Genomic DNA, 15599 nt, shown 5'->3' on the forward strand with positions numbered 1-15599 from the left:
CCAAGTCGTTTGCGACTTGGGTCTCATTGTCTATAAGGGGGAGTTTGGGAATGGTGAAGGATCGTACTATTTTGTTATGTGTGAGTGGTGGCATCGCCGCCTACAAGGCGTGTGCGCTCACATCGAAATTGGTTCAAGCCGGAGCGAATGTTCGCGTCGCGATGACGAAGTCGGCAGAACAATTCGTGGGTCAGGCGACCTTCCAGGCGCTCAGTCGCAACCCGGTCTATACGGACGTGTTCGAAGAGCATGACCCGACAAAGATTGCACATATCGATGTCGTCGACTCGAGCGATTTGATTGTCGTGGCCCCGGCGACGGCAAATACGATTGCAAAATTGGCGAACGGGATTGCGGATGATTTCATGACGACGTCCATTTTGGCTGCGAAGTGCCCGGTCATCATCTCACCGGCGATGAACGTGAACATGCTCGAACATCCTGCCACACAGCGGAACATCGAGACGCTAAAATCATACGGCTATCAGTTGATTGAACCCGGTGTCGGCAACTTGGCCTGCGGATGGATTGGCGGGGGACGTCTGCCTGAACCGGAAGACTTGGTTCGCATCATCGAAAGCCAATTCGTTCCGAAACTATATCTTGGAAAAGATGTCTTGATCACGGCTGGCCCGACTGTCGAACGCATCGATCCCGTCCGTTACTTATCCAATGATTCGTCTGGAAAAATGGGCGTTGCACTCGCTGAGGTGGCTCGAGACATGGGCGCCCGTGTCACGCTCGTCCATGGCCCGCTTCAAGTTCCTGTCCCAGATGGCGTGACAGCGGTTCCCGTCAAGTCAAGTGAGGAGATGCTGCGCGAAGTGACGAGCCGTTTTGAGGCTTCAGACCTCGTCGTGAAATCTGCGGCAGTTGCGGATTATCGTCCGAAAACGGTGCATTCGGAAAAACATAAAAAAGTTCACGGTCCACTCACGATCGAACTTGAAGAAACGACAGACATTTTAAAATCACTCGGTGAGAAGAAGACCCATCAAGTGTTGGTCGGATTTGCTGCTGAGACGGAACGACTCGAGGAGCATGCGGCAGCTAAGCTAAAACGGAAGAACGTTGATTACCTCGTGGCGAACGATGTGTCTGGCAGTGACGTCGGATTCGGGGCGGACGATAATGAAGTCGTCTTGTTCCATGCAGATGGGACGACACATCGACTTCCGAAACAGTCGAAGAAACAGTTAGCGTTCGAGTTGCTCACACACTTTAAGGAAGCGGTCCGATGATTGCACATGTACATGTCGATGCACCGGTGATCACGATTGATCGTCCGTTTGATTACGAAGTACCTGAACAATTTGAGGCTTTGATTGAACCGGGCATGCGCGTCTCTGTCCCGTTCGGGTCCCGTCGTCTGCTCGGGATCGTCGTCGGTACGTCAGATGGGACGAGAGATGGATTAAAACCGTTAGAAGCGCTGTTAGATGAGGAATCTTCACTCACCGATGAACTGCTCGCTCTATCCATTCATGTGAAAGAGACGACACTTTGCTTTCGTTCATCCGCCTTGCTCGCGATGCTTCCGGCCGCGCTCAAGGTGAGTTATGACAAAGAAATCAAAGAAGGGCATGTGCCTGATGGGGTCCGCCTCGGAACGCATTTATCGGAGTATCCAAAAGAAGTCCAATCGGTCATTCTTGGACTCGCTAAAAAAGGGGAGCTGATCTTAGCGCCCGTCTTAAAAGAAAAGAAGACTGTTAAGACCGACGTCGTCGTCGAGCTCCTCGATGCAACGGTCGTTCCAAAACGTGCGAAAAAGCAACTTGAAGCGGTCAACCTACTAAAGGAGACCCCACGCATGTATTGGTCGGCACTACGTCAAATTGGTCTGACTCGTCCACAACTGCAAAAACTTGCCGACCTCGGAGCGGTTCGATTGACCGAGGTCGAGTTGAACCGTGACCCGTACGCGACGATCGAGCAAGTCGAGGAATCGGTTCAATTGAATGACAGTCAGGCAAGTGCCGTCTTGGCCATACAGGAGGCTGAAGCGGGTGAGACGTTACTCGTCCACGGTGTGACGGGGAGTGGGAAGACCGAAGTCTATTTAGAATCAATCGGACAAGTCATCGATGAAGGGAAACAAGCCATCTTACTTGTCCCTGAGATCAGTTTGACACCGATGATGGTCAAGCGCTTCAAGCGTCGTTTCGGCGATCGGGTCGCCGTGTTGCATAGCGCCTTGTCTAAAGGTGAAAAGTACGATGAGTGGCGTAAGATTAAACGGAATGAAGTCGACGTTGTCGTCGGTGCCCGTTCTGCTATCTTTGCCCCGCTCGACCGACTCGGTCTGATCATCTTAGATGAAGAGCATGAGACGACGTATAAGCAAGAGGAGAACCCGCGCTATCATGCGCGCGATGTCGCTATTTGGCGGGCCCGCTATCATGGATGTCCTGTTGTATTGGGTAGTGCCACTCCGTCGCTCGAATCGTATGCCCGGGCACAGAAAGGCGTCTATCGCTATCTGCATTTGAAAGAACGATACGGTGGCGAGATGCCACCCGTTCACATCATCGATATGCGCCGTGAATTGGCCAAAGGCAATACGACGATGTTCTCGGAGGAATTGTTCCAAGGCATTCTCGACCGGATCGAGAAAAAAGAGCAGTGCGTCATTTTATTGAACCGTCGTGGGTTCACGACGTTCGTCATGTGCCGGGACTGCGGTGAAGGCATGACATGTCCGCATTGTGCCGTCAATTTGACATATCATCAGTATGGAGATCGGTTGAAGTGCCACTATTGTGGTTACGAGGTCGGTATGCCCTCGACGTGTCCATCCTGTAATAGTAAGAAAATCAAACAGTTCGGATCAGGTACCCAGAAAATCGAAACGGAACTGTTGAACCGAATTCCGGAGGCTCGCATCATTCGAATGGATCAGGACACGACGTCACGGAAAGGGTCGCATGAACAGTTGTTGCGCCGTTTCGAAGAAGGGGAGGCCGACATCTTACTTGGAACGCAGATGATCGCCAAAGGACTCGATTTCCCGAACGTCACACTTGTCGGGGTGCTCGCAGCCGATGCGACGCTCGGCATGCCTGATTTTCGGGCGACCGAACGGACCTTCCAACTCGTCACTCAGGTAGCAGGAAGAGCCGGGCGCGGAAAACTTCCGGGTGAGGCGTTCGTTCAAACGTATAACCCGGACCATTATGTGATCGAGACGGCGAGTGAACATGATTATGAGACGTTCTTTGCCAAAGAGATGGGACTCAGACAAGTCGGAAACCATCCACCGTATTGGTTTTTAACGCTCGTCACGTTCTCTGCGGAAAACCCGCTCGTCGCCAAGGCTGAGGCAGAACTGTTCGCATCTGACTTTTTACACGCACAAGTGGACAATAGCCGTTTGAACGGACCGATGCCGGCACCGTTATCAAAATTAAAGAACGCTTATCGTTATCAAGTGTTCATTAAAACGAAACAACCTGAATCGCTTTATGCAGAGCTAGCACGATTACAACAAGCGAGAGCGAAAGCAATCAGTAAGAAAGAATATCAAATGAGTATCGATGTGAACCCATACGTATTCATGTGAGGTGGAGAGACATGTATAAAGTAGTAGAAGTACCAAATGACATTTTACGCGTAACATGCGAACCGGTGACGAAATTTGATAAAAAATTACGTCAAACGGTCGACCGTTTGTTTGATACGATGTATGAGTATGACGGAGTCGGTGTCGCGGCACCGCAAGTCAATTTGAATCAACGACTCGCAGTCGTCCATACCGACGACGAGACGGGACCACTCGTCTTGATTAACCCGGAAATCATTGAAGCATCAGGTCGAGAAGTTGGACTAGAGGGATGCTTAAGCATTCCAGGTGAATTTGGATTTGTCGAACGTCATGAGTCAATCGTTGTGAAAAACCAAGACTTGAAAGGACGCACCCATACGATTCAAGCGAGCGGTTTTTTCGCCCGTGCGATTCAACATGAAATGGATCATTTGGATGGCGTCTTGTTCACAGACAAGCTCGCTGTTCCAAACCCTGGAAAAGACAAACGGATCGTTTTCATGGGAACACCGACATTTGCCGTATCGGTACTTGAGCGACTGCTTGAAGAAGGATACAATGTCGTAGGTGTCGTATCACAACCGGATAAACCGGTCGGGCGTAAACGTGAACTTAAGCCGACACCGGTGAAAGAGTGTGCGCTTCGTCACGGTATTCCCGTGTTGCAGCCTGAAAAAGTTCGAACAGACTATGCAGACATTTTAGAGTTGAAGCCCGATTTGATTGTGACAGCAGCGTACGGTCAAATCGTGCCGACTGCTTTACTCGAGGCACCGCCTCACGGAGCCATCAATGTCCATGCTTCCCTTCTTCCGAAATATCGTGGAGGTGCCCCGATCCATCAAGCCATCATCGATGGAGAATCGGAGACAGGGGTAACCATCATGTATATGGTCGACAAATTAGATGCAGGTGACATGATTGCCAATACGATCGTTCCGATTGAAGAAACGGATACGGTCGGGTCATTGTTTGATAAGCTGGCTGTAGCTGGAAGTGATTTGCTCATTCGAACGCTTCCCGCGTTTTTAGAAGGTTGGATTGAGGCAGTGCCTCAAGACGAGCGTGATGTGACGTTTGCTCCGAATATTAGCCGTGAGCGTGAACAGATTGATTGGACAATGGATGGCGAGTCTATCTACAACCATATTCGAGGAATGAATCCGTTCCCGACGGCCTATTCAACGCTTGAGGGCGAACGTGTGAAATTGTTTATGGGTGAGAAAACGACAGGTAAGGGACAGCCGGGAGAAGTCATTCGCCTTGAAGATGACGGATTTGTCGTGGCGACCGGAAACGATGTTGCCATCAAGGTGACCGATTTACAGCCCGCAGGCAAGAAACGGATGGATGGTGCAACCTTCATGCGTGGCGCAGGACAAAAGCTACGCAGTGGCGACCGATTAGGAGGAACTCATGAACGTACGTGAAGCAGCGCTTGATACGCTGATGAAAATTGAACAAGGCGGCGCGTATTCGACGATTGCCGTCAATGACACATTGAAACAAAAAAAAGTTGCCTCAAAAGATGTCGGTCTCTATACCGAACTCGTATATGGGACGCTTAGCCGAAAAGGAACGCTGGATTATATATTGAAAGACCGAATCCGTTCTCCGAAGAAGCTCGACAAGTTTGTCCTTCCACTTCTTCGGATGAGCGTTTACCAACTCTTCTATTTAGATAAAGTACCTGACCGGGCCGTCTTACATGAAGCCGTCGAAATCGCGAAGAAACGAGGGCATCACCTCGGGACGAGCAAATTCGTAAACGGCGTATTACGCAATGTGCTTCGTGAAGGGTTTCCGGACTTTAGTAGCTTGACCGATGCGGAACGAATCGCCATTGAGCACAGTCATCCGGAATGGCTCGTATCAGATTGGATTGAGTTATATGGCGTTGAAACGGCAGAAGCGATTTGTCAATTGAACAATGAGCCTGCTCCTGTCACGATTCGAGTCAACCGGAAGCGCGTTTCAGTGGATGAGATGATGAACCGATTGGCTGATGCTGGTGTGTTGACGTCACGTTCGGAACTGTCGGCAGATGGACTCGTCGTGGAATCAGGGAACGTCCATGCGACCCCATTTATCGAGGAAGGTCTCCTATCGATTCAAGATGAGAGCTCCATGATTGTCGCGGATGCACTCGGCGTGTCGAAAGACGATGTCATCCTAGACGCATGTGCCGCGCCAGGCGGCAAGGCGATGCATACGGCAGAGCGAATGCAAGGTGGGTCGCTCACCGCGCTTGACCTTCATCCACATAAAGCAAAATTGATTGACCAACAAGCGAAACGTCTACACATCAATGGAGTGACCGCACTTGCCCTTGATGCTCGTTTAGCAGGTGAACGGTTTGAAGAAGAGAGCTTTGACCGGATTCTTTTAGATGTCCCTTGCTCGGGCCTTGGCGTCATTCGTCGAAAGCCGGATATTAAATGGACGAAGGACAAAGCCCAACTTGAAAACTTACCGAAGATTCAAAGACAAATCATTGATGCCGTATTGCCACTGCTCAAACCAGGTGGTACGCTAGTTTACTCGACATGTACAATCGACCCGTCTGAAAATGAGACGCAGGCTGACTATATTCTGTCGAAAGGGTTGATGTGGGACGAAACGCTCAAAGGACGTCTCCCACAATCTGTTCGTCCGATGATGGAATCGGACCGTGCTGAACTAAAATTATTACCGACGACATTCGGGACCGACGGCTTCTATATCGCCGCATTTAAGAAAGAGGTATAAAACATGAATCCAAAAGCAGTAGAAAAGAATCCACTCGTAGGCGCAAAACCGTCACTTTATTCGTTGACGTTCCCCGAACTTGAGGCATGGGTGATCGAGGCAGGAGAAAAGGCATTCCGTGCGAAACAATTATATGATTGGATGTACGTCAAACGGGTCACGACTTTTGATGATATGACCAACGTTCCGAAAGCGCTTCGCGACAAATTAGAGGCATCGTTCCAATTGACGACGTTAAAAGAATTGGTCAAGCAGGAATCCCAGGACGGCACGATCAAGTTCTTGTTTGAACTTCAGGACGGGTATTCAATTGAAACGGTACTCATGCGTCACGAATACGGAAACTCGATTTGTGTCACGACACAAGTCGGTTGCCGGATCGGATGTACGTTCTGTGCCTCGACACTCGGGGGCTTGAAACGAAACTTAGAAGCCGGGGAAATCACAGCCCAAGTGCTCGACGTACAACGCGCATTAGACGCGACCGGAGAGCGCGTCGATTCTATCGTCGTCATGGGAATCGGCGAACCGTTCGACAACTACGATGAGTTAATGCGTTTCCTACGTACTGTCAACCATGACAATGGACTCAACATCGGAGCGCGACACATCACAGTTTCGACGAGTGGGATTGTTCCGAAGATTTACAAGTTTGCCGATGAAGGCATGCGAATCAACTTCGCCATTTCACTTCACGCACCGACGACTGAATTGCGTACTAAGCTCATGCCAATCAACCGTGCCTTTGACTTGGACAAGTTGATGGACGCGGTCCGTTATTACACGGAGAAGAGCGGACGTCGCATCACGTTTGAATATGGACTCTTTGGTGGTGTCAACGACACGGAAGAATATGCCCATCTCTTGGCAGACCTATTAAAAGGGATCAAATGTCATGTCAACTTGATTCCCGTCAACCATGTACTCGAACGTGACTATGTACGGACACCGCGAGCTCAAATCTTTGCCTTCGAAAAAGTGCTCAAAGACCGCAATGTGAACGTGACAATCCGTCGCGAGCAAGGGTCGGACATCGATGCCGCTTGTGGACAGCTTCGAGCGAAGGAGCGCGAACAAGAAACGAGGTAATCAGAAAGATGGAATTAGCATTTCGAACAGATCGTGGACAAGTACGCACACAAAATGAGGATGCAGTTTTAATCTTAGGTGATGCCATAACCGGGATTGCCCTGGTTGCAGACGGAATGGGTGGGCATGCAGCGGGAGAGGTCGCGAGTCAAATCGTGATTGAAGAGTTTAGACGGGCGTTCCCGTCTCTCCCGGCAACCCCTGTCGAAATCGAACGATGGTTCCGCCACCACATCGATTTGGCGAACGATCAAGTGTTGCAGTTTGCGAAGCAGTCGAATCTTGTCATGATGGGAACGACTGTGGCAGCTGTTTGTTGGAATGAAGAGGCGGTGGTCATCGTCCATATCGGAGATAGTCGCGTTTATGCGCTCCAGGCGAATGAGTTAAGACGTCTTACGGAAGACCATTCTTACGTCAATGTACTCAAACAACTCGGTGAATTGACAGAAGAAGAGATGCGGGTTCATCCGAAACGAAATGTCATCACCCGGGCAATCGGTTCAAGCGAACAAGTCGAACCGGACGTGCAAGTGCTCGCTGACCCTGAGTTTGATGTGATTTTAATTTGTACGGATGGATTGACGACACACATGACCGATGTGGCGATTCAACACGTGTTACAACAAACGGTATCCGCCGAACAAAAAGCGGAGCAACTCATTGCGGAAGCCAATCAATTGGGAGGGAGCGACAACATCACGGTCGCCCTCGTTCAATTCACAGATAGAAAGAGAGGATGAATCCGATGCGAAGCGGAGAACGAATCAACGATCGTTATCGGATCGAACAACAAATCGGCAGCGGAGGCATGGCAAATGTCTACCGGGCTCATGACGAGATCTTAAACCGAACCGTCGCCATCAAGGTGTTGCGATCTGAATTCTCACATAACGAACAATTTATACGTCGGTTCGAGCGAGAAGCCCATGCGGCTACGAGTCTGAACCATCCAAACATCGTGGCGATCTATGACGTCGGCGATGAAGAAGATTTGTACTATATCGTCATGGAGCATGTCGATGGGGTGACGTTAAAACAATACTTGCAAGAAGAATACATATCTGTCGATGAAGCGCTACGCATCATGGGACAGATTTGTGATGCGATTGATCATGCCCATGCGAATCGAATCATTCACCGTGATATCAAGCCGCAGAACATGATGATTGATCAGCACGGTAACGTGAAGGTGACCGATTTTGGGATTGCCGTGGCGATGTCGAATGCGACGTTGACGCATACGATGTCCGTACTCGGCTCGGTCCATTATTTCTCACCTGAGCAAGCGCGCGGTAAATTTGCTGATGAAAAGTCAGATATTTATTCGCTCGGTGCCGTACTGTACGAATTGTTGACAGGTCGTGTCCCGTTCATTGGCGAGACACCCGTCGCCGTCGCCCTTCAACATTTGCAAGACGACCCGATTCGACCGATGGACTTAAATCCGAATATTCCACAGGCACTCGAAAACTGTGTCATGCAAGCATTGTCGAAGTCACCAGGTGCCCGTCATGTTTCGGTCGCAGCCTTTAAAAAAGATTGCATGACGTCATTAAGCCGTGAACGCGCCAATGAGCCGAGACGTGTTTCGGCCAGTCAGGATGAATTCGATCAAACGCTCGTCATGACTCCGGTCATGCCTGAAGAAAAACCAGAGACCCCGGTCACACCGACCCCGGTCACAGCGTCTAGCGAACAGGAACCTGAAGCGGTGACTCCGGTCAAAAAGAAGAAACGCAAATGGTGGATTTGGATTTTACTCGTGTTGCTCCTGATTGGGGGGAGCATTGCAGCATACGTGGTCGCCGATGAAATGTCACGAGCCGTCGTTCCGGATGTCGTCGGAATGAGTATCGGGGATGCCACGTCTGAACTGGAGAATGCCGGTTTCGTCGTCGAAGTGACGGAGCGGGCGAGCGATGACGTCGAAGAAGGCGAGGTCATTTCGCAAAACCCACAAGAAGGACGTAAACCAAAACGAGGCACGACGGTGACCATCGTCGTTTCGGCCGGGAAAGAAACCGTCGAAATGCCGAATGTGGAGGGACTGTCTCAAACAGCAGCCGAACGCATGCTAAAAGATTTGGCGTTCAGTGACCTTGAAATCAAAACAGAAGCTTCAGAAACAGTCGACAGCGGAGATGTGATTTCGCAATCGCTCGACCCAGGCGAGGAAGTCGTTCCTTCTGAAGTGACGGTGACACTCGTCGTGTCGACAGGAAGCAACAAAGTCGAACTGTCGAATCTTGCGGGATATACGTTCGACGAGGCAACGACTTACGCCGAACAGAACAAGTTGAAAATCGTGAGACGGGATGAGTTTTCGACAAGTGTTCCTAAAGGTCAAATCATCCGTCAACTTCCAACGGCGGGTACGGCAGTCGATCCGGGAACGGAACTTACGGTCATCGTATCGGAAGGGGTTGAACCGACGGACGTCTCCATCGAACGTGAAGTGAGCGTCGAAGTCGAGCAACCGGACAAAGACAAGAAACCGAAAGCCGTCGAGGTCGTGATTCGCACGGTCGATGCGCGCGGTGAAATTGAAGTGTTACGGGATAACATCACAGAGACGACAACGTATTCGTATACGCTCGTCATTGCCCCGGACGAAGTCGGGACCGCAACGATTGAAGTCGATGGTGAAATCGTCCGAACGGATTCAGTCACATATGCACAGGCCAAAGAGGCACAATAAAGAGGTGACGGTGTCGTCACCTCTTTTTTAAGGGAGGTAGTCATATTGAAAGGAACGATTATTCGCTTACAAGGCGGGTTTTATGATGTGATGACCGAGTCGAATCAAGAGATTCGGTGTCGGGCGAGAGGGAATTTTCGGAAACGAAACATCTCGCCTGTCGTCGGGGATGACGTGGTCATTCAAGATCAGGAAGATGGGACGGGCTATATTTTAGAGGTGGAGGAGCGTCAAAACCATCTCGTCCGCCCACCAATCGCCAACATCGATCAGGCATTTCTACTTTTTTCTGTGAAAGAACCGGCGTTTTCTTATCACTTGCTTGACCGATTCCTCGTATTGATCGAATCTAAACAAATTCATCCAATCATCGTGTTAACGAAGATGGACCTACTTAGTGAAGAAGAGACCGGACCGATTCAAGAGGCGGTCGCCCGCTATCGTACCATCGGATATGACGTGATTGAGACGTCGACGGAGCTTTCGGATGGGGTCGATCAAGTACGGGGACTCTTCAAAGAGAAGACGAGCGTGTTTGCCGGTCAAACAGGTGTCGGGAAAAGTTCACTCTTGAACGCGGTCGCGCCTGAACTTGAATTGGCAACGGGGAAAATCTCAAAATCACTCGGCCGTGGGAAACATACGACACGACACGTCACGCTCATTCAATTGGCCGACGGGCTTGTGGCGGATACGCCAGGATTTTCAAGTCTTGAGTTTCCGCAAGAACTCGAGGCGGATGAACTGAGATGGTGTTTCCCGGAGTTTGTGGAACGACATGACGATTGTAAGTTCCGGGGATGCGTCCATATCAATGAACCGGGGTGTGCCATTAAACAAGCCGTTGAAGATGGCAAAATTGCTTCAACTCGTTATGAGAATTATGTTACCTTTATGGAGGAGTTAAACGATCGTAAACGGAGGTATTGACAGATGATTAAAATCGCACCATCAATTTTAGCAGCCGACTTTGCCAATTTGGAAGCGGAAGTGAAAGCCGTTCAAGATGCGGGGGCAGATTATATCCATTTTGACGTGATGGATGGGCAGTTCGTGCCGAACATCTCGATTGGACTACCGGTCCTCGCGAGCTTGCGCAAAAAATCAGACATGGTTCTCGATGTGCATTTGATGATTGACCAACCGGAACGCTATGTCGAGGATTTCGTCAAGGCGGGGGCGGACATTGTGACGGTTCACGTGGAAGCAACGAACCATTTACATCGAGTCCTGCAGCAAATCAAAGCGGCGGGAGCGAAATGTGGGGTCGTCTTGAACCCGCACACACCGCTCTCTACGATTGAACATATCCTTCAAGACGTCGATATGGTATTGCTCATGACCGTCAACCCAGGGTTCGGTGGACAAGCGTTCATTGAATCCGTCGTACCGAAAATTTCGGCGCTCAGTCAGCTTCGCAAAGACCGTCAGCTCGATTTTGAAATTGAAATCGATGGTGGCGTCAATGAAGAGACGGCGAAACGTTGCATCGACGCAGGGGCTGATGTCCTAGTTGCCGGTTCGGCCATTTACAATCAACCGGATTATAAAGCCGCCATCGATAGCATTCGTGGCGCATCTCGTGTATAATCGACGGTAGAACAACAAGATAGAGTCGCAAGGGGTGTCACAATATGTGGCTGAGAGGCATACGCTAACCCTTTGAACCTGTTCCGTTCACACGGACGTAGGGATGTGGCGAAAATGCACGTTGCGAATCCAAGCAGCATGGCGTTTACGTCATGCTGCTTTTTGTCGTTCACACAATAAAGGAGGAAGAAAGATGAAATCACGTTTTAAATTACAAGCACTCATCGAAATTTCATTGTTCGCGGCGCTTGGACTAGTCTTTGATTTACTGATCCCATACCGTTTGCCACAAGGAGGGTCAATCAGTCTAGCGATGCTCCCAATCTTTGTGATGGCGTTTCGTCACGGATTGAAAGGTGGACTTGCGACAGGCGCGCTCGTCGGGACGCTTCAACTCTTGTTCGGAGCCTATATCTTTACGCCAGTTCAGTTCTTGCTCGATTATACGGTCGCGTACGGACTTGTCGGCGTGGCCGGCGTCTTTGCCGGACGTGTGAAACAGGCTGCCACTCAAGGCGCGACGAAGACGCTCGCGACCTATTTAGTGCTCGGCGCATTGATCGGGTCGGCATTACGCTATGCGGCTCACGTGATCTCAGGGATCGTCTTTTTCGCCGAGTATGCGGAAGGTCCGGTCGTGGCATATTCACTTGGCTATAACGCAACGTATATGGTTCCGTCGTTTGTCATCTCAGCCATCGTATTAGTCTTACTCTTCACGACAGCTCCACGCTTCACGCGTGTCGCGACACGGGACATTCGTCAATGAACATCTTGATCGTCGCGGCGAGTCCGGAACCTATTCCGGACTTACCGCGTGATGCAGATTTTATCATCGGCGTCGATGGTGGATATCAGAGATTATTAGATGAAGGAATCGTACCAGACGTCGTGGTCGGAGACTTTGATTCGTTTGTCGGACCACCGCCCGAGGAGGCGCTACGTTATCCTTCTGAAAAGGATGTGACCGACCTCGAGATTGCGCTTCAATTGGCGATCGATCGGGGGGCGACACGGATGGATGTGTACGGGGCACTCGGGGGACGAGTTGATATGACGTTCGCGAACGTCGGGCTACTCGAATCGTATCCGGGAATGGTTCTTCATGGGACGGGTCAAACGGTCTCTCTCGCTCGGCCAGGGAATTACGAGATAAAAAAACGAGATGGACATTACTTGTCTTTCATGCCTTGGAAAACCGCCACGATTTCAATTGAGGGGGTCAAATATCCACTCGACCGTCATCCGGTCCATAGCGCGCAAGCGTTGACCGTTTCAAATGAGTGGAGTGAAGAGTGTGCCTTGTTGACGGTCCATGAGGGAATGGTCCTCGTCATGCTCGTCAAAAAATAAGCAAAAAAAATCCCATCGGCGAATGCCGCTGGGATTTATTCGTTCGTGTATAAGTATTATACGCGTTCAACGAGACCTGATTTAAGTGCGCGAGCTGAAACCCAAACGCGTTTCGGTTTACCGTCAACGAGAATACGAACTTTTTGTACGTTTACACCCCAAGTACGTTTTGTCTTGTTGAGTGCGTGCGAACGGTTGTTACCTGATTTAGGTGATTTACCTGTTACGTAGCATTTACGTGCCATGCGTTTCCCCTCCTTTTTTATGTGGGTTCGTCCTAATAGACACTCGTTTATATTAGCACGGCTTTTTTCCCGATGCAACTAGAAAATCATACCATGACAAGAAAAAAACTTGACATTACTCTCAAGGATTTGAATAATGAATGAGGTTATCGCGTTAATTGACCGAGATTCTGGAGCAGGTTCTTTTAATAACTAGGTACTTATTGTAGAATGTACATTAGGAATCATTCCGAATAAAGGAGGCTACTCCATATGGCAATTGAAATGAAGACAACATATGGCAATATTGACATCACAAGTGACGTCATCGCGACACTCGCAGGTGGTGCGGCGATGGAATGCTTCGGTGTGGTCGGCATGGCTTCACAAGCACAATTGAAAGACGGCATTGCTGAATTGTTAAAACGTGAAAATTACGCGCGTGGTGTCGTCGTACGTCAAGAGGATGAGGACGTACATATCGACATGCACATCATTGTAAGCTACGGGACGAAAGTATCTGAAGTCGCATACAACGTGCAAAGCCGAGTGAAGTATACGCTCGGAGAAACTTTAGGATTAAACGTTTCGTCGGTAAATATATTCGTTCAAGGCGTTCGTCTGACGAATGACTGACGAAAACGGAGGAGGATTTGGTGTGGGTTTAAATCGTTTAGATGGCGTGGCGCTCTCAAACATGATCGCAAACGGAGCGGCCAACTTGAGCCAAAACGCAGATTATGTAGATTCGCTTAACGTCTTCCCGGTTCCAGACGGAGACACGGGAACGAACATGAACTTGACGATGACGTCAGGTGCGAAAGAAGTAGCAGCCATGAACTCATCTGATATCGCAGAGGTATCATCAAAGTTCGCTCGTGGACTCCTGATGGGAGCACGTGGAAACTCAGGCGTTATTTTAAGCCAATTGTTCCGCGGCTTCGGGAAAGCCGTTGAAGGTAAGACGGAACTCACGACAGTTGATTTTGCAGAAGCGCTCAAACGCGGTGTCGACACGGCATACAAGGCGGTTATGAAACCGGTTGAAGGAACGATTTTAACGGTTGCTCGTGAAGCGGCTGATGAAGCGCTCCTTGCGTCTGAGTCGACAAGTGATTTCACAGAGTTCATGAAACGTGTCATCGTCGAAGCAAAAGCTTCGTTAGACCGTACACCGGACTTGTTACCAGTGTTAAAAGAAGTCGGCGTCGTCGACTCAGGTGGTCAAGGACTTCTCGTCATTTACGAAGGATTCCTTGCGAGTCTTGAAGGAAAAGAACTCGAAAAACCACATACTCCGGTGATGGATGCATTGATTGAAGCAGAACACCATGCGCATGCGGCGCAAGGATTCATGTCAACAGAAGATATCGAATTCGGTTACTGTACGGAGATCATGGTCCGTTTCCAAGAGGACAAGTTGAAAGATGCACCGTTCAACGAAGATGCATTCCGAAACGAGTTGTCTGAACTTGGGGACTCTCTTCTTGTCGTCGCGGACGAGGAGCTCTTGAAAGTCCACGTTCACGTCGAGACGCCAGGTGAGGTCATCACGAAAGGGCAACGTTTCGGTGAACTCGTCGCGGTCAAAATCGAGAACATGCGTCAACAACATTCGACGATTCTTGAAGAAGAACACGGTGCCAATCAACACGGTGTTCAACAAGCGGAGAAGCCGAAAGCACCATTTGCCATCGTAACGGTTGCAATGGGTGAAGGCGTCAGCGAACTGTTCCGTTCACTCGGGGCGGCCCACGTCATCGAAGGTGGTCAGACGATGAATCCGTCGACAGAAGATATCGTCAAGGCGATTGAATCGGCACATGCGGAACACGTCTTCATCTTCCCGAACAACTCCAACATCATCATGGCGGCTGAACAAGCGGCGTCTGTCGCACCGTGCGGCGTGTCGGTCATTCCGACGAAGACCGTCCCACAAGGTCTTGCGGCAGCCATCGCATTCAATCCTGAAGCGGATGTCGAGATGAATGAACAAGCGATGAAAGCGGCAGCGGCGACAGTGAAGTCCGGTCAAGTGACGTACGCTGTTCGTGATACGAGCATCGATGGCGTTGAAATCAAAAAAGATGAGCACATGGCGATTGCTGAGAAGAAAATCGTTTCTTCATCTCCATCGAGCTTAGAAGCGGCTAAACGATTAGTCGATGCGCTCATCGATGCAGACGACGAAATCGTCACGATCTTAACAGGAGAAGGCTCTTCTGCATCGGACGTAGAAGCGTTGACGTCATATATCGAATCGGTGAACGACGAGATTGAAATTGAAGTTCACGACGGCAAACAACCGCTTTACTCTTATATTTTTAGTGTGGAATAAGCTGTTTCGAAT

General features: G+C 49.9%; 14 protein-coding genes, 1 pseudogene and 1 riboswitch. Of the genes and pseudogenes, 14 read left to right on the plus strand and 1 reads right to left on the minus strand.

Going from position 1 to position 15599, the window contains the following annotated elements; genetic code table 11:
- Positions 1-50 precede the first annotated feature (50 nt).
- The 12 genes and pseudogenes from coaBC to KNO65_RS07265 all read left to right on the plus strand — a co-directional run bounded on the left by coaBC (position 51) and on the right by KNO65_RS07265 (position 13025).
- Positions 51-1241: a bifunctional phosphopantothenoylcysteine decarboxylase/phosphopantothenate--cysteine ligase CoaBC gene (coaBC, locus tag KNO65_RS07215; protein ID WP_214782885.1), complete on the plus strand. Its 1191-nt coding sequence runs from the start codon at positions 51-53 to the stop codon at positions 1239-1241.
- A complete protein-coding gene (priA, locus tag KNO65_RS07220) occupies positions 1238-3562 on the plus strand; it encodes a primosomal protein N' (RefSeq protein ID WP_214782888.1) in 2325 nt (774 codons plus the stop codon). The genes coaBC and priA overlap by 4 nt, the downstream gene beginning before the upstream one ends.
- An 11-nt stretch (positions 3563-3573) precedes the next feature.
- Positions 3574-4011: pseudogene (gene def, locus KNO65_RS15845) on the plus strand (peptide deformylase); the annotation flags it as partial.
- Entirely contained in the window at positions 3988-4974 is a 987-nt protein-coding gene (fmt, locus tag KNO65_RS07225; RefSeq protein ID WP_353047428.1) for a methionyl-tRNA formyltransferase, read from the plus strand. The pseudogene def and the gene fmt, both read left to right, overlap by 24 nt.
- Positions 4961-6292 carry a 16S rRNA (cytosine(967)-C(5))-methyltransferase RsmB gene (rsmB, locus tag KNO65_RS07230; RefSeq protein WP_214782894.1) on the plus strand — a complete coding sequence of 444 codons (1332 nt, stop codon included), beginning with the start codon at positions 4961-4963 and terminating at the stop codon, positions 6290-6292. The genes fmt and rsmB overlap by 14 nt, the downstream gene beginning before the upstream one ends.
- A 3-nt stretch (positions 6293-6295) precedes the next feature.
- Entirely contained in the window at positions 6296-7381 is a 1086-nt protein-coding gene (gene rlmN / locus KNO65_RS07235; protein WP_015881342.1) for a dual-specificity RNA methyltransferase RlmN, read from the plus strand.
- An 8-nt stretch (positions 7382-7389) separates the two neighbouring features.
- Complete coding sequence (locus tag KNO65_RS07240; protein ID WP_015881343.1) at positions 7390-8124, plus strand: Stp1/IreP family PP2C-type Ser/Thr phosphatase; 735 nt, start codon at positions 7390-7392, stop codon at positions 8122-8124.
- A 5-nt stretch (positions 8125-8129) separates the two neighbouring features.
- Positions 8130-10082, plus strand: a complete 1953-nt coding sequence (gene pknB / locus KNO65_RS07245) for a Stk1 family PASTA domain-containing Ser/Thr kinase (RefSeq protein ID WP_214737526.1) — start codon at positions 8130-8132, stop codon at positions 10080-10082.
- A gap of 42 nt (positions 10083-10124) precedes the next feature.
- Entirely contained in the window at positions 10125-11012 is an 888-nt protein-coding gene (rsgA, locus tag KNO65_RS07250) for a ribosome small subunit-dependent GTPase A (RefSeq protein ID WP_214684887.1), read from the plus strand.
- A gap of 3 nt (positions 11013-11015) precedes the next feature.
- Positions 11016-11672 carry a ribulose-phosphate 3-epimerase gene (gene rpe / locus KNO65_RS07255; protein ID WP_015881346.1) on the plus strand — a complete coding sequence of 219 codons (657 nt, stop codon included), beginning with the start codon at positions 11016-11018 and terminating at the stop codon, positions 11670-11672.
- Between the two features lie 20 nt (positions 11673-11692).
- Positions 11693-11793: riboswitch (TPP riboswitch) on the plus strand.
- 72 nt (positions 11794-11865) lie between these two features.
- Complete coding sequence (gene thiT, locus KNO65_RS07260) at positions 11866-12441, plus strand: energy-coupled thiamine transporter ThiT (RefSeq protein ID WP_214733692.1); 576 nt, start codon at positions 11866-11868, stop codon at positions 12439-12441.
- Complete coding sequence (locus KNO65_RS07265; RefSeq protein ID WP_214782897.1) at positions 12438-13025, plus strand: thiamine diphosphokinase; 588 nt, start codon at positions 12438-12440, stop codon at positions 13023-13025. Before thiT ends, KNO65_RS07265 begins: the two co-directional genes overlap by 4 nt.
- 56 nt (positions 13026-13081) lie before the next feature.
- Here KNO65_RS07265 and rpmB read toward each other — a convergent pair whose 3' ends face one another.
- Positions 13082-13270 carry a 50S ribosomal protein L28 gene (gene rpmB / locus KNO65_RS07270; protein WP_015881349.1) on the minus strand — a complete coding sequence of 63 codons (189 nt, stop codon included), beginning with the start codon at positions 13268-13270 and terminating at the stop codon, positions 13082-13084.
- A 252-nt stretch (positions 13271-13522) separates the two neighbouring features.
- On the opposite strand from rpmB, the gene KNO65_RS07275 reads away from it, so the two are divergent.
- Both KNO65_RS07275 and KNO65_RS07280 read left to right on the plus strand, forming a co-directional pair.
- Positions 13523-13885 carry an Asp23/Gls24 family envelope stress response protein gene (locus KNO65_RS07275; RefSeq protein WP_015881350.1) on the plus strand — a complete coding sequence of 121 codons (363 nt, stop codon included), beginning with the start codon at positions 13523-13525 and terminating at the stop codon, positions 13883-13885.
- A 22-nt stretch (positions 13886-13907) separates the two neighbouring features.
- Complete coding sequence (locus KNO65_RS07280) at positions 13908-15587, plus strand: DAK2 domain-containing protein (protein WP_201302241.1); 1680 nt, start codon at positions 13908-13910, stop codon at positions 15585-15587.
- The last annotated feature ends 12 nt before the right edge of the window (positions 15588-15599 follow it).

The sequence above is a fragment of the Exiguobacterium sp. S3 genome (assembly GCF_018617295.1).
In the GTDB taxonomy this organism is placed as follows: Bacteria; Bacillota; Bacilli; order Exiguobacteriales; family Exiguobacteriaceae; genus Exiguobacterium; species Exiguobacterium profundum.

Coding starts and splice junctions, on each gene's coding strand:
- KNO65_RS07265 (WP_214782897.1), top strand. CDS start 12,438: ATGAACATCTTGATCGTCGCGGCGAGTCCGGAACCTATTCCGGACTTA.
- rsmB (WP_214782894.1), top strand. CDS start 4,961: ATGAACGTACGTGAAGCAGCGCTTGATACGCTGATGAAAATTGAACAA.
- KNO65_RS07275 (WP_015881350.1), top strand. CDS start 13,523: ATGGCAATTGAAATGAAGACAACATATGGCAATATTGACATCACAAGT.
- coaBC (WP_214782885.1), top strand. CDS start 51: ATGGTGAAGGATCGTACTATTTTGTTATGTGTGAGTGGTGGCATCGCC.
- rpmB (WP_015881349.1), bottom strand. CDS start 13,270: ATGGCACGTAAATGCTACGTAACAGGTAAATCACCTAAATCAGGTAAC.
- thiT (WP_214733692.1), top strand. CDS start 11,866: ATGAAATCACGTTTTAAATTACAAGCACTCATCGAAATTTCATTGTTC.
- KNO65_RS07240 (WP_015881343.1), top strand. CDS start 7,390: ATGGAATTAGCATTTCGAACAGATCGTGGACAAGTACGCACACAAAAT.
- rlmN (WP_015881342.1), top strand. CDS start 6,296: ATGAATCCAAAAGCAGTAGAAAAGAATCCACTCGTAGGCGCAAAACCG.
- priA (WP_214782888.1), top strand. CDS start 1,238: ATGATTGCACATGTACATGTCGATGCACCGGTGATCACGATTGATCGT.
- pknB (WP_214737526.1), top strand. CDS start 8,130: ATGCGAAGCGGAGAACGAATCAACGATCGTTATCGGATCGAACAACAA.
- rpe (WP_015881346.1), top strand. CDS start 11,016: ATGATTAAAATCGCACCATCAATTTTAGCAGCCGACTTTGCCAATTTG.